Origin of the sequence: Chitinophaga solisilvae (genome assembly GCF_009928525.1) — a bacterium.
In the GTDB taxonomy this organism is placed as follows: domain Bacteria; phylum Bacteroidota; class Bacteroidia; order Chitinophagales; family Chitinophagaceae; genus Chitinophaga; species Chitinophaga solisilvae.
Genome location: NZ_JAABOK010000016.1, coordinates 117,571 through 132,306, shown reverse-complemented (window position 1 = coordinate 132,306; position 14,736 = coordinate 117,571). Strand labels below are relative to the sequence as shown.

Genomic DNA, 14,736 nt, shown 5'->3' with positions numbered 1-14,736 from the left:
AACAATAAAGGATGAAACGACTATTCTTACTGAAACTTTTGTTCGTGGGGGCCGTAGCGCAGGCACAGACAGAAAAAATTAACCTGGTATCCTATCCTGGCAGAATATCCGCCACCAGTCCGGGTAAAGCAGCCCTGGCTCAGCAGATACTGACAGACGCCCGGATGGATACGGTACAGGAAAGAGCGCTGAGAATACTTACCGGATTTAATGCCGGCACCGGCTACGGCGAGATATGGATAAGAGATTTTAATACGTTCATCAACGGTTCGTTGAAAGTCCGCAGCAGGCAGGACGTGAAAGACGCGCTGCTGCTTTTCTTCAAGGTGCAGGGCACAGATGGAAATATACCTGATGGCGTTATCAAGGAGAAACAGGCAAATGTCGGGTATCAGTATGCCTATTCAAATCTCGCTCCCGGATGGGCCAGCCATAAGAATACGGTGGAAACAGACCAGGAGTCCTCTTTGATACAGGCGGTCAGAAAATATATAACAGCTACCGGAGAGCAGGAACTGCTCCTGGAAAAGATAGGAGAACAAACAGTATGGCAGCGGATGGAAGCTGCCCTGGAATTTGTACTTACGCAGCGCTGGTCGGAAGAATATGGGCTGGTGAAAGGCGCTACTACCATTGACTGGGGCGATGTGCAGCCGGAAAAGGGATGGGGAGTTGCCCTCAATAAAGAAACAAAATGGGCGATAGATATTTATGATAATGCCATGTTCCTGTCTGCCATCAACGATTTTATGGCCATGAAGCCCGCGGCTGCCCCAATGAAAAAGAACTGGAAGGAAATAGCGGGATCTATCCGGAAAAATATCCGTAAACATCTCTGGGATGCTGCCGCCGGTAAATATATCCCGCATATTTACCTCGATGGCAGCCCGTTCCCGAAAGAATTTGACGAACGTGGAATACTCTACACCGGAGGCACTACCTGCGCTATCCTGGCTGGTCTGCATAATAAAAAAGAGATCCGGCAGATTAACAGCCAGTTCCTCGCTGCTGCTGAAAAGGAAAAGTACGCTACCATCGGCATGACTGTTTATCCTCCCTATCCGGTAGAAATGTTTCCCAATATGGCTGCGTATGTTTACCAGAATGCCGGCGACTGGACCTGGTTTGGCGGTCGTATGATTCCGGCGCTGGTAGATGCCGGGATGCCAGCCGAAGCATACGCTGAAATCATCCCTATGCTCGACAGGGTAATAAAAAATAATGGCTTCTACGAGTGGTACGATGTACGCACCGGAAAGGCTTCCGGATCCGGCGATTTCAGGGGAGAAGCCGGCGTATTGTATGATGCCGTTACCGCGCTGAGGAAATGGGCGCTGCAGGCGAAGTAATTTGCCACCGCAGTGAGTAACTGTACTTTCATTGCAGATATTTAAATTTTTACTGTAGCTGCAGGTAACAGAGTTTACCTGCAGCATTTATAGGATCCGGAAAACCTGCAGATTAACCTTCGCTTACATATGTCTTCCGCCATTCAGCAATTATTAGTTAGCCATATATGCTCTTATGATAAACGATCATTTTTTGTAAACCTAAAAACCTATCGTATGCATGCTATTTTGAAAATTTCATCATTGATTTTAATCTTTGCAGCCACTGCTGCTTTGTTCCCGGGATGCACAAAAAAAGAACTCACTACTGATCCTGTTAAGGACGGGGCATCTGCAACGCGGCAGGAACTGCTGGCCGGTGTGGACGTTACCTCCCAGGCTACCCTGTATGTCAGCACTGAAAACGATCAGGGCGCAGGCAGCGCCGAAGGCTCTCCCAAACTGGTTGATGGAAATCCCGATACCAAGTTCCTGGCAGAACATACCTCCGCCTTTTATGTCCAGATGAGTTTCCCCCAACCTACACAGGTAGCGGCGTACGCTATCACAAGCGGTAACGATTTCGATGTGAGAGATCCCAGAAACTGGACCGTCACAGCATCTAATGACAATGTCAGCTGGGTGGTGCTGGACCGCCGGGTCATGGAAGATTTTCAGTCGCGCAAAACCGTGAAGCGGTATGATTTTATCAATGCTAATGCATATCGCTATTACCGCTGGAATATCACTGCCACACACTGGGATCATTTACTGCAAATGAGTGAACTGAGGCTGTTCACTGTCCCTGTGGGATCTCAGACACAGTCGCCTCCGACAAAGATTGATACCTTTCAGCAGAATAACCTTACCCTGGTCTTTATCGATAATACGCCGGGAGGAATGAATGTGCAGCAGAAACAAGGGCTTATCAATGTGTTCTTTACCAACTATCCGAAGCTGATGACTGATTTCAATCCCAATGCTGCCAGGGAAGTACATTTTAAAGTAGCGACCGATTATGACGGTGTAGCGTTCGCCAATGCCGGACATGCGTTCGTTTATTATGGCGCCACCTATATGAGCCAGCATACCTCCGATATTGATGTGGCTACACATGAAATTACGCATATCATAGAGAATTATCAGACAGGGCCGGGATGGGTGACAGAAGGTATTGCAGACTATGTAAGGCACGTGTATGGCCTGAATAATGCCGCCGCCGGATGGGCATTAACGCCTCCCAATTCCAATTCCCACTACACCAAAGGATATGGTGATGCGGCGCGGTTTTTCCTCTGGATGGAGCATCATGTAAAAGCGGGTATCGTGAAGAAACTGCATACTGCTATGCATACCAGCGTATACACCCCTCAGTTCTGGGTGAACGAAACCGGGAAGAACGTAGATCAGCTGTGGGCTGACTATGTCAGCAATCCCAGTATCTGATCGGATAAAAGTTTACAGTCTTACTGATATTAGGAAAATTGCTGCTGTAATCTTACAGCGGCAATTTTTTTTGCCGGCGCTTTCATGCAGACATCTGCATTTCCGCTGCCATCAGTTCTCAACCGGATTTTTTATACTTTTGAAAAGAATAATCTTTCATTTGTCAGATAAAATTCTTCCGGGCCGATGAACTATGAGACTTTTCTTCCGCATCAGGATCTGAGATCGTTTGTGAAATGCTTCTGGACCCTGGAGGTGCCGGCAAATGAAAGCAGTGCCAGACAACGCATATTGCCGGACGGATGTATTGAACTGTTCTTTATTCTGGGCGATGATATTAAACGGTTCACCTCCGAAGAAGAATTCATTATTCAGCCCCGTCAAATGGTGCTGGGGCAAATCACCAGGCCCTACTTTATTCAGCCTGCAGGATACGTTCATTCCTTCGCTGTACGCTTTTATCCCTATGGCTTTGCTAATCTCGTCACGGTTCCCCTGGATCAGCTGGCCGATACAGAAACGCCGCTGGCACAGCTCTTCGGAGAAGAAACTGCCGGGCATCTGTCGCAAGGCATCATCAGTGCTGCCGGAACGCCCCAGAGAATACAGATAATGGAAAATTTTCTGCTGGATAGCATGCAGCATAAGGTCACCATCGACCATATCGTAAAATCAACAGTGGATGCATTGATAGCAACAAACGGCAGTCAGCCCATACATGCCATACTGAAAGCGCAACTGTCAAAAAGAAGACAGCTCGAACGGAAATTCATAAAGCAAATAGGTATCAGCCCTAAGCAGCTGGGGAAAGTAATCAGGTTGCAGGCGGTGTTGAAAATGATACTGGACCAGCCATCCGGCCAGCTGACAAACATTGCCTACGAAGGCGAATATCACGATCAGGCCCATTTTATTAAAGACTTCAAAGAGTTTACCGGCGCAAGCCCCAGGCATTTTCTCTGTGACAGCGCTATGGCGCTTTCCGCTGCACTGTATGCCAAAGGGTGATGTCGCAATTTTACAATTCCTGCTGCATGGCCCATCGTAGTTTTGTGGTATAACATCTCTGAACAAAAAAGTAATACCATGAATAACTTGATTTCAATTGTTGAAATTCCAACCACCTCCTTTGCCAGGGCCGTTCGTTTTTATCAGTCGGTGCTGGCTGTGGACATTCAAGAGATTGACATGCAGGGAACACAGATGGGCTTGTTTCCCGGCGGAGCAGACACTGTAAATGTGGCGCTGGTAAACGGAACGGATTACAAGCCCTCAGATCAGGGCACGCTGGTTTATTTCAACGGCGGAGAAGATCTGCAGGCGATTCTGGATAAAATAGAAGTCAATGGCGGGAAAGTGCTTGTCCCGAAAACCCTGATTGATGCTGAAAATGGCTTCTATGCCATGTTTACAGACAGTGAAGGGAACAGAATAGGTTTACATGCCTGTAAATAATTGCTGAACATTACTGATCATATTATTGTTTGAAATGTTCACCGGATGATTATTTACTGTTGAAATACCCACTATGAACATGAAAGAGAGAAAAGCGCTGCATAAAGACGAATGTTATATTCTTGATCTATGTGACAAGGTGTTGAGATTAGCTTCCCTGAGACAATATAATCAATTTGATTTCTTACTTGGAGATATAGGTAAAAACGGTAAATGCCGCAGACTACCGGTAGACGCCTACTATGAAAAGTTACATCTTGTTATTGAATACAGAGAGAAACAGCATACGGAAAAGGTGACATTTTTTGATAAGCCGGATGTGCTTACAGTAAGTGGCGTACATCGGGGAGAGCAGAGAAAAATTTACGATGAAAGACGCCGCACTTTAATCCCGATGAATGGTTTGACCCTTATTGAAATTTCATATTCCGATTTTAATTATAATCATCAAAAGCGGATTATGAGAAATGAGGAACAGGATATAAAAGTCATCAGAAGATTATTACATCCTTTTATTTCGCCGGTTGATAGCATATAACCAGTGGCCGGTGCAGGCGAACATGCACCGGCCTTATCTTTCATTCAGGAAACATAATTATTCCATGGCCTGCCTGTCAGTGCCTCCAGGAAAGTGTTCAGTTCCACCGTGGTTTTCCGTGGCAGCACCAGCGAACAGGCATGTGTGGCTGTCAGACAGGTGACTGCCCTGTATTGCGCAAAATTTGAAAACGTACTGACATATAAAGCTCCCTCTCTTGTCAGTGTCTGGATCGCCAGGGAATGGAAGTTCATCATCAGCCCTGTTCTGAATATTTTTGACAAGGCTTCCTTTACCGTCCATAGAAGCGCGCAGCCGCTGGTGAGCGTAAGGCCGCAGCCCGGCAGCAACAGTAGTTCCTTATCGCTGACCTGCCCCTTTATGGCCGCAGTTTTATTGTCGTCTATCTGCTCTATATCGATCCCCAGCGGATGTTCTTCCGGGAAGGCGATGCCTATACCGATGTCATCGCAGTGACTGATACTTACCTGTATGTTGTGTGCGGCAGGTATTTTCACCACAGGAAACTGGAAGATTCCCTGGCTGATAAGTATATCGGGCAGGGGGATGTGAGGAAGCAATGCCTTTACAGCTTTTTTGGCGGCTATTCTGCCCTGCAGGTAGCTCTCTCTTCTCCGGTCGAACTGTAAGGTATCGAAATACGCTTTTTCTTCCGGATGCAGCAGGGGTACTTCTGTCAGTATCTCCGGCATTCCGGAGTGAAGGATACAGTATCCTGCATCATAATTTTTCGTTTCTCTTTTCAGCAGGATCTTCCCGGTATACATAGTGTTTTTATAAAAAAAGCGGTCATCAGATTGAATTCAATAATTCCTGTACATAACTGCTGTACAGGGTTGGGCCCTGATGCGGCGGGCGATGCAGGGACTTTCTCTTTTTTGCCAGGTGTTCCAGCAGGCGTGCGCCGGAAACCGGGGCATTGCATTGCTGGTAGTCGGCACGTATCTCTGAAGCATGTTGTCTGTAGGACGGGTCCTGCAATAATGCTGCAATAGCTTTGTGCAGCCTGCCGGCAGACACGAGCCACGAAGATAATTTTATTCCTGCTTTTGCATGCACTACCTTGCTGGCAGTTACACGATGCTCCAGGATCTGGGGAATAACCACCAGCGGCACGCCGTTCATCAGTGCCTGGCCTACCGTTCCGAATCCGCCGGAACTGACTACTGCGCTCACTTTCTCCATTAATGCCACCTGCGGCACATATGACCTTATCAGTACATTTTCCGGAACGTCTGTCCAGGTTTCAGGAGGAAAGGCTTTTCCGGTACTGATAACCAGCTGCCACGGTGCTCCTGCAGACGCTTTGATCACCTGGCTGATAATCTGCTTCCTGATGTATACCGTACCCATGGAGAAATACACAACCGGCCGGCCGTCCAGCCACTCCCACGGGAACGGTACATCGGCGCCTGCAAATTCACGGCTCACCGACGGGCCTATGTAGTATGTCTGTGATAACAGGTCAGACCGCCTGAATTCAAAGGCATCGGAGGTATAGGCCAGGTACAGTGCAGGCGTATGGTGTTTCCAGAAAACCTGCTGCAGCGGAAGCTGGTGCAGCTGTCTTATTTTATTTACCTGCTGCGTGATACGGCGGAGTGTGAGCACCATCAGCTGAGCCAGCAGTTTTCTGAACGGACGCATGGCTTGTCCCTTTTCTTCCGGGATGATGGTGTTGCATGGCAGCAGCAATTGCGTCGGGCAACTGACTGCATACGGCACCTTACGGATTTCCGCTGCAATAATACCCGGGTAAAACATCGTATCGAAAACGCAAACATCCGGCCGCCAGTTGTCAATCAACTCCAGGAAGTCGGTTACGCCTTGTTCCAGCTGATGAATAATACATTCCGCCGGAGTCGTATTCATTTTCTTTTTCAGGATCCATGGCAACAGCAGTTTCTTTCCTGCAGCGATTGTTTCATTCGATAGTATCACGGCGTCTCCCCATTGAAATTTTTCCAGGAAGGGGATGCCCGCTTTTTCAAATACCTGTTTTACATGCGAATGAGCAGCATAGGCTACCGTGTGATGATCTCTGATGAGTTGCTGGGCAATACCGATTGTCGGGTTAAGGTGTCCGTGCAAAGGAACACTGCCAAATAAGAAGCGTGACATAGGATATTAAATTTTGAGGGTTCAGGATTATGGTAATGACAAATTTCATGAAGTTTATTTAAAACGTATTCATTTTTTTACAGAAAAAAATTGTAGAAATTTTTGCACGTGATTTTATTTCACTAATATTGTGAACGTCATCATAACCATTGACATGCTGTCGCTAAGGAGGCATTGTGATTAAAGGAAACCAGGGCCAACGGGACTTTGGGCGGCGAAGCCTTATAAGTCCAGTTATATCTTCACATTTAATAAGTCGCACTACAATTTATTTCTGTAAACCTGCTGTATAGTTTCTTCATGCTATACGATGATTAACTTTTGTTTAATCATGCTACTGTTATCTGCATTACAGTGTAACCATTTTTTTATTGTTCATCCAGCTTAAACATCCCTTCTACATGTTGTCCGTACTGAATAATTATGCGCATGGCTTTGCTGCCATTCCTGTAATTGCTAGTTGTATAAAAAGGGGGCTTTTCCATACCCTGAATGAAAGGCCGGATATTTCATTCACAGAAGTCACACTACAATTGCAGGCTAATCCGGGATACCTGCGGATAGCGTTGCATATGCTGGAATCCATGGGCTGGCTGGTCAGAAATAGTCAGGATGGATACCGGCTCAGCGTGGAGGCAGACCAACGGTTATTCATCCCTCCGGATATAATGGAGCTGATGCATTTTCCCTGGCAGGAGTACTTACAAGGCACTGCCGGCGCATACAGCCTGGAAAAGTGGATCAGTGCAGCCATACAGCAATGGCACGCGCCAGGAAAGCCTGTCAGTATTTTCCTCGACGGAATGCTGGTGCTGCCGCTATTACTGTCGCTCAGAAAAGCCGGACTGCTGCAGGAAGAAACCTTGTTTTCCGCGCTGTCTCCACAGGTAAAAAAAGAACTGACCGTATTATTCCTCCATAAAGGATGGGCCGTTGAAAATGCCGGAGGCATCGGATTTTCTGATACCGGCCGCTATCTCGCAGAGCGCATCTTTATTGCCGCCACACTGGCATCTTACAGGCCCATGCTGCAGCAGATCGACGAAGTAATATTCGGGGATTGCAAGACGGTATTCGAACGCGACGAATCAGGCAGTGAACGCCATGTGGATCGTACGCTGAATGTGCAGGGCAGCGGGTTCCAGCATGAAAAATATTTTTCCGATATGGAAGATATTATCATCGGTCTGTTTAACCGGGAACCGCTGGACCAGCAACCCCGCTACATTGCCGATATGGGCTGCGGCAACGGCACGCTGCTGAAGAAGCTCTACAGGATTGTGCAGGAGAAAACCATACGCGGAAAGGCGCTGGACGCTTTCCCGCTTACCCTGATCGGCGCGGATTATAATAATGAAGCGCTGGCAGAAACAGCTATTACATTAAAAGACATAGATCACAGGCTGGTGAAAAGTGATATCGGTGATCCGGCCCGTATGATAGCAGATCTGCAGGCAGCAGGCATCACGGATGTGGAAAATATCCTGCATGTACGTTCCTTCCTGGACCATGACCGGCCCTATATACCTGCCGGCACTGCCGCCGCCGTTGATGTTTCGGCATTCCCCTGCAACGCGGTATTTACTGATGTGGCAGGAAAGGAAATACCGTTGAAGGAAACCATCAAAAGCCTGATAGCGCATCTGCAGCGGTGGTCGGCTATTACAGGCCGCCATGGTCTTGCATTGCTGGAAGTACATTGCCTGCCCCCGGCTATCGTCCACCGTTTTCTTGACAGGACAGAGAGCTTACATTTTGATACCTATCACCGGTTTTCGCAGCAACTGCTGGTGGAAGCCAACACGTTCATCATGGCGGCCGCTTATGCCGGCCTGTTTCCGCATCCCGCTTATTTCGGGAAGTATCCGCGCACCATGCCCTTCTCCCGTATCACCCTCAGTTATCTCGAACGCAGGAACTATACAGTGAGATATGCCAGGCCGGAAGATCTTCCTGCACTGATAGCGCTGGAAGCAGCCAACTGGGCGGAACATCTCTGTACGCCTGCGGCAGTAGTACATAAAAGACTGGAGATCTATCCGGAAGGCCAGCTGGTGCTGGAGATGGACGGAGAAATCAGCGGCGTGATATATTCCCAGCGGATCATGCAGGTACAGGAACTGCAGACAACTACCATCGATGCGGTGGATGATCTTCATCAGAAAGATGGGCATATCATCCAGCTGATGGGATTGTATATTCTTCCCCGTAAACAATACATGAACCTCGGCGATCAGCTGCTGGAATTCATGCTGCAATTGTGCAGCCTGCTGCCGGGTGTGGAAACAGTGGCCGGCATTACACGCTGCAAGGATTATGAACAGCATCAGGGCACTGCCTATGCCGATTATATTCACCTGCGCAATGACCGGGGTACACTGACAGATACCACTCTGCGTTTTCATGCCATGCACGGCGCACGCATCCTGTCGCCCGTGCCCGGCTACCGGCCGAAGGATACACAGAACAAGGGATTTGGCGTACTGCTTACCTATGATCTCTACAGGCGTGAAAGAAAGGACAATGTAATAACAGCACAGCCGGAACCAGAGAGCGTATACATACGTGATAAAACAGCGGTGACCGCATTCATCACCGATACTATATTATTCATCCTGCGAAAGCCCGACCGTAAGGGGTTTTCACTGGAACGTCCCCTGATGGAAATGGGACTCGACTCCGCCGATCTGCTGGAGTTAAGCGAACGGATCAGCCGTGAGTATAACATTCCGCTTGAACCTTCTTTTTTCTTTGAGCACAGTTCGGGCGACCGTATTATCAGTTACCTCATAGCAGGAGATTCCGCGCGTAACCGCGCTGCTGCAGTGAAAGAGGCGACAGCAGCAGCGGAAATAACAGCGCCCGGACACACACATACAGATGTTGCCATTATAGGAGTAGCATGCCGGCTGCCCGGCAACATCAGCAATAAAGAACAGTTCTGGGAATTGCTGAAGGAAGGCCGCAGCGCCATCGGGAAAATGCCGGAAGGCAGATGGCAATGGCCGGCAACGATAGACCCTGTACATACGCATAAAGGAATTGACCAGGGCGGGTACCTGGAAGAAATCGCTGCGTTTGATCCGTCTTTCTTCCGCATTACGCCGAAGGAGGCAGAGCTGATGGACCCTCAGCAAAGGTTCCTGCTGGAGATGACCTGGGAGTGTATGGAGCATGCGGGGTATCCGGCAAAGTCATTTGCAGGGTCTGATACCGGCGTCTTTATCGGAGCCAGTGGCGCGGATTACAGCCGTTTGCTGGACCAGCATCCGGAGAGTGCCGGCGCACATTATGGCATTGGCTCTTCTATGTCCATGCTGCCGAACCGCCTTTCCTACTTTTATGATCTGCATGGTCCCAGTATGCAGCTGGATACCGCCTGTTCCAGCTCATTGCTCGCCGTGCATGAAGCCGTGAAATCTATACGCGCCGGAGAATGTACGCTGGCGCTGGCCGGAGGCATACACCTCATGTGCCACCCGGCTAACGGTATTGCCTACTACAAAGCAGGCATGCTGTCTCCGGACGGAAAATGCAGCTCCTTTGATGAGGCAGCAAATGGTTATGTGAGAGGAGAAGGCGCCGTAGTATTGTTGTTAAAACCGTTGCAACAGGCGCAGCAGGACAAGGATCATATCTATGCTGTTATTAAAGGCAGCGCCACTAATCATGGCGGCCTGGCAGGCGGCATTACAGTGCCTAACCCGGTACAGCATGCGGGTTTACTTTCTGCTGCATTCAGGGATGCAGGTGTGCTGCCGCAAACGATCAGCTATATTGAAACGCATGGTACAGGTACGTCGCTGGGCGACCCCATTGAAATTGCGGGCCTGAAAGAAGCCTTCGCCGGCGTTGATATAACTGCGAAATGTGCACTGGGTGCTGTTAAAACAAATATCGGCCACCTTGAAGCGGCGGCAGGCATCGCAGGATTGCTGAAAGTACTGCTATGCATGCAGCATAAACAGTTGCCTGCTTCCCTGCATTTCCGGCAGCAGAACAAACATTTCTCCATTACCGGCACACCGTTCTTTTTTATAGACAGACATCAGCCCTGGCTGCAGCATGGCCCGCAGCCGGTGAGGGCAGGGGTGAGCAGTTTCGGTTCAGGTGGAACCAATGTACATGTAGTGCTGGAAGAAGCGCCGGTGGTAACAACCATGTCTGCCATCACGCCGTCGCCCTGCTATCTGATCTGTTTGTCTGCCAGAACAACCGAAGCCTTGTTAGAAAAGCAGCAGCAGCTGCTGCACTGGCTGGAGCAGGAAGAAGACAACTACCCGCTGGCAGCTGTGGCAGCCACGTTGTTATTACGCCGCGATCATTTCCACCTGCGGGCTGCATACGTGGTGAGCGATCTCCGGATGTTGAAAGAAAAGTTAATGCAGGTGCTGTCCAAAGGACAGGCGGATGCTTATTTCCAGGACAATACAGGTGAAAAAGGCAGGCAGTTGCAGCCGCTCTTCCGGCAGCTGGGACAGAGCATCATTAAAGAATTGCAGGACCACCGGCATCTTGCAGCTACGGAGTATTCGGATAAGCTGATGGCTTTGGCAGAATTGTATGTAAAAGGATATGAGCTGAACTGGAAGTCACTGTCTGATGAAATGCCAGCTGTGCCTTTACCCGTCTATCCGTTTACCCGTGAACGTTACTGGATACCAGAACAGCCTGTAATACCTGTGATACGGGAACGGATAAACGAAAAAACTGCTGCAGTACGCCGCACTTATTTCCTGGAGAAACAATGGGAAAGCGCTGCCCTGGTGGAAACACCGGTATCGGCTGCACACCCGCCGGTCATTATATCCGTGGCAGATACGCAACGGCTGGCTGAAGCGTTGACCCGCCATTTTCCGGGCAGCTATATTGTAAATGCAGATGCAGATCTCATATTTCACAGCACCGGCTATAGTGGCTGTATTGATCTTACCGGATGCAGTGCGCAGATGGTATCTCCGGAACGCTGGCTGCCATTGTTACAACAGCTGGCAGCGGAAGCCAGGGAAAGCGGACATCTGTTGCTGGCGGTAAGCCGCGGACTGGAAGCGGTGCAGGATACTCCCAGAAACCGGAGCGGTGCGCTGGCTGCAGGGTTGTTCCGTATGCTGCAAAGCGAGTACCGGCAACTGCGTTCCCGTCATATGGATGTGGCGGCAGACCTGCCTGACAGCCAGCTGGCATCACTGATTGCACAGGAATATTATCATGCCGGCCATGAAGCGGAAGTCGCTTACCGCAACGGCGTACGCTATCAGTCCGTGTTGTCGGAAGCCGCATTGCCCGTTACGGAGGCGGACCGCCTGCAGTTCAATGCAGATGAAGTACTGCTGATTACCGGTGGCACGCGTGGCATCGGTTTGCTGTGCGCAAAACATTTTATCTCCCGCTACGGCGTAAAGAAATTAATACTGCTGGGTCGCCGCCCGCTTTCACCTGATGATCCGCAACTGGCTTCCATAGCTGGTCTGGGAGTACAGGTAGAAGTGATTACTACGCCGCTTACCGACCAGCATGCCCTGGAACATCAGCTGGCACAGCTGGAAACGCGGCTGGGCCGCATCGCAGGCGTCATACATAGCGCCGGCCTGCTGGACCCGCATAATCCTGCGTTTATCCGTAAACGTAAGGAAGATATGGAAGCGGTGCTGTCACCGAAAACGGAAGGACTGAGCACGCTGTACCGGATCTTCGGAAACCGCCCGCTGCGCTGCTTTGTATTGTTCTCCTCTGTATCGGCCATCATACCCTCGCTGGGTGCAGGCCAGGCAGACTATGCCATGGCTAACGCCTGGATGGATTATTTGTCTGCCGCTCACACCGGAATCAGTCCGCTCGTGAGTATCCAGTGGCCCAGCTGGAAAGAAATCGGAATAGGCGAGATAACCAGCAGAGCTTACCAGGACACGGGGCTGCTGACGCTGTTGAATACGGAAGGCCTGTCGCTGCTGGACCAGGTATTGCAAAGCGGCCGCCAGGGTGTAATCATGGCGGCTGTTGCCAGTGCGCAGGCGTTTAAACCGGCAGAGCTGCTGCATTTCCCTGCGGTAACATCCGTCGCTAAAACATCCGTTGTCCATAAAGAAAATCATAACGGCGCTTCCATATCATCTGCCACTACACAATGGTTGCTGGAACTGTTCAGTGAAGAACTGAAAATACCTGTCAGCAAACTGGATGCGGATACAGCTTTCCAGGATTATGGAGTGGATTCGATCCTGCTGTCGCAGCTGCTGCGCCGGATCAATCAGGAAATAGCTGCGCCGCTGGACCCGTCGCTGTTATTTGAATACCCGACATTATCATCGCTGTCCGGCTGGCTGGTGGCGCATCACGCTGCAGACCTGCCGGTTAATGATACGCATGTAAATAGTAAGGAAGAACGGCATGCCCCACCGGCAGCATCTCCGGCGATAGCCCCGGTAAAACAGCCGCTGGCACGCTTCTCCGGAGATATTGCGGTAGTCGGCATGTCCTGCCGTTTTGCAGGCGCCGATAACCTGGATGCTTACTGGGACCTGCTATCTGCCGGCCGCAGCGGGCTTGCGCAGGTAAGCACAACGCAGGACGGCCGGGCTGTGTACGGAGGCATGCTGCAGCGCAAAAAAACCATTGACCCCGATTTCTTTTTAATACCACCCGCTGATGCCGCAGCCATGGATCCGCAGGCATTGTTATTACTGGAAGAAAGTCTGCGGGTAATATATCATGCCGGTTACCATCATACGGTATTCAAAGACACCCGTACCGGTGTTTATATCGGTGGCCGCAGTCAACATCAGCCGTCCGCACTGGCGCTGTCGGCAGCCCGTAACCCGGTGGTGGCAGTAGGACAAAACTACCTGGCGGCCAACATCAGCCAGTTCTTTGATCTGCGCGGCCCTGCTGTGGTAGTGGATACCGCCTGTTCCAGTGCGTTGGTGTCTTTGCATATGGCCTGCCAGGCGTTACAGACCGGAGATATAGATACCGCGCTGGCCGGGGGCGTCAGCCTGCTTGAAAGCGGTGGCGTAATGGAGTTGTTTGAACAGCGTGGCCTGCTCAATAATGGTCCCTTTTTTCATGTCTTCGATCAGCGGGCTGCCGGTGTACTGTTGTCCGAAGGAGCAGGGATGGTAATGCTGAAGCGGGTGGAAGATGCGGAAGCATCGGGGGATCACATCTACGGCGTGATCCGCGCCGTTGCCGTCAACAACGACGGCCGTACCGCCGGGCCTGCCAGCCCGAACCTGCAGGCGCAGAAGGCAGTGATGCAGGAGGCTTTGCAACGCAGCGGATATCGCGCAACGGATATCACCTATATAGAAGCGAACGGCTCCGGCACGGAAGTAACAGACCTGCTGGAACTGAAGGCTGTCAGCGAAGTATATCGCAACGGGCTGAAAGTGCCGTGCGGACTGGGTTGTATCAAACCGAACATTGGTCACCCGTTGTGTGCGGAAGGTATGGCAGGACTGATTAAAGTGCTGCTGATGCTGCATCACCGGGAGCAGGTACCGTTCTTATCGGGCCAGCAGGCAATGCGGTATTATGATTTCACGTCCTCGCCGTTTGAATTTAGCCGGGAGCATCGCAGCTGGGCAGCCGCTCCGGCTGTGGCAGGACTTAACTGCTTCGCTGACGGCGGCACCAACGTACATGTAATCATTACTACGGGAACGGATATACGTAATGGATCCGGTACAAGACAACCTTTGCCTTTGCCGGATACGGGAAAAGTATCTCCAGTACACAATCCTGAAAAAGTCAGCATAGAAAATCTGCAAAAGACGCCGGTGGCTGATCATGTAAAACAGCTTCCCATGATCTGGGAAACCTTTTAACAGT

8 protein-coding genes are annotated in these 14,736 nt (G+C 50.3%); 6 read left to right on the top strand and 2 right to left on the bottom strand.

The genetic code is table 11. The features are described 5' to 3' along the window. Positions 1-11: 11 nt before the first annotated feature. From GWG06_RS25615 to GWG06_RS25595, 5 genes are all read left to right on the top strand, one after another. Positions 12-1,349: a hypothetical protein gene (locus tag GWG06_RS25615; protein ID WP_235938529.1), complete on the top strand. Its 1,338-nt coding sequence runs from the start codon at positions 12-14 to the stop codon at positions 1,347-1,349. A gap of 243 nt (positions 1,350-1,592) precedes the next feature. Further along, positions 1,593-2,774, top strand: coding sequence for a basic secretory protein-like protein (locus GWG06_RS25610; protein WP_160717071.1), 1,182 nt, complete (start codon positions 1,593-1,595; stop codon positions 2,772-2,774). A gap of 186 nt (positions 2,775-2,960) precedes the next feature. Then, positions 2,961-3,782 carry a helix-turn-helix domain-containing protein gene (locus tag GWG06_RS25605; protein ID WP_160717069.1) on the top strand — a complete coding sequence of 274 codons (822 nt, stop codon included), beginning with the start codon at positions 2,961-2,963 and terminating at the stop codon, positions 3,780-3,782. Positions 3,783-3,860: 78 nt separating this feature from the next. Continuing rightward, positions 3,861-4,229, top strand: a complete 369-nt coding sequence (locus tag GWG06_RS25600) for a VOC family protein (protein ID WP_160717067.1) — start codon at positions 3,861-3,863, stop codon at positions 4,227-4,229. A gap of 79 nt (positions 4,230-4,308) precedes the next feature. Continuing rightward, entirely contained in the window at positions 4,309-4,767 is a 459-nt protein-coding gene (locus tag GWG06_RS25595) for a hypothetical protein (protein WP_202183116.1), read from the top strand. Positions 4,768-4,811: 44 nt separating this feature from the next. Here the strand turns inward: GWG06_RS25595 and GWG06_RS25590 are convergent, their stop codons facing one another. After that, positions 4,812-5,555, bottom strand: a complete 744-nt coding sequence (locus GWG06_RS25590; protein ID WP_160717063.1) for a 4'-phosphopantetheinyl transferase family protein — start codon at positions 5,553-5,555, stop codon at positions 4,812-4,814. A gap of 25 nt (positions 5,556-5,580) precedes the next feature. After that, positions 5,581-6,909 carry a glycosyltransferase gene (locus tag GWG06_RS25585; protein WP_160717061.1) on the bottom strand — a complete coding sequence of 443 codons (1,329 nt, stop codon included), beginning with the start codon at positions 6,907-6,909 and terminating at the stop codon, positions 5,581-5,583. A gap of 401 nt (positions 6,910-7,310) precedes the next feature. Between GWG06_RS25585 and GWG06_RS25580 the strand changes: the two genes are divergently transcribed. Beyond that, complete coding sequence (locus GWG06_RS25580; protein WP_160717059.1) at positions 7,311-14,732, top strand: SDR family NAD(P)-dependent oxidoreductase; 7,422 nt, start codon at positions 7,311-7,313, stop codon at positions 14,730-14,732. The last annotated feature ends 4 nt before the right edge of the window (positions 14,733-14,736 follow it).

Bases quoted from the DNA above. Each gene is read 5' to 3' on its own strand.
- GWG06_RS25615 (WP_235938529.1), top strand. From the start codon at position 12: ATGAAACGACTATTCTTACTGAAACTTTTGTTCGTGGGGGCCGTAGCG.
- GWG06_RS25605 (WP_160717069.1), top strand. From the start codon at position 2,961: ATGAACTATGAGACTTTTCTTCCGCATCAGGATCTGAGATCGTTTGTG.
- GWG06_RS25600 (WP_160717067.1), top strand. From the start codon at position 3,861: ATGAATAACTTGATTTCAATTGTTGAAATTCCAACCACCTCCTTTGCC.
- GWG06_RS25595 (WP_202183116.1), top strand. From the start codon at position 4,309: ATGAAAGAGAGAAAAGCGCTGCATAAAGACGAATGTTATATTCTTGAT.
- GWG06_RS25590 (WP_160717063.1), bottom strand. From the start codon at position 5,555: ATGTATACCGGGAAGATCCTGCTGAAAAGAGAAACGAAAAATTATGAT.
- GWG06_RS25585 (WP_160717061.1), bottom strand. From the start codon at position 6,909: ATGTCACGCTTCTTATTTGGCAGTGTTCCTTTGCACGGACACCTTAAC.
- GWG06_RS25580 (WP_160717059.1), top strand. From the start codon at position 7,311: ATGTTGTCCGTACTGAATAATTATGCGCATGGCTTTGCTGCCATTCCT.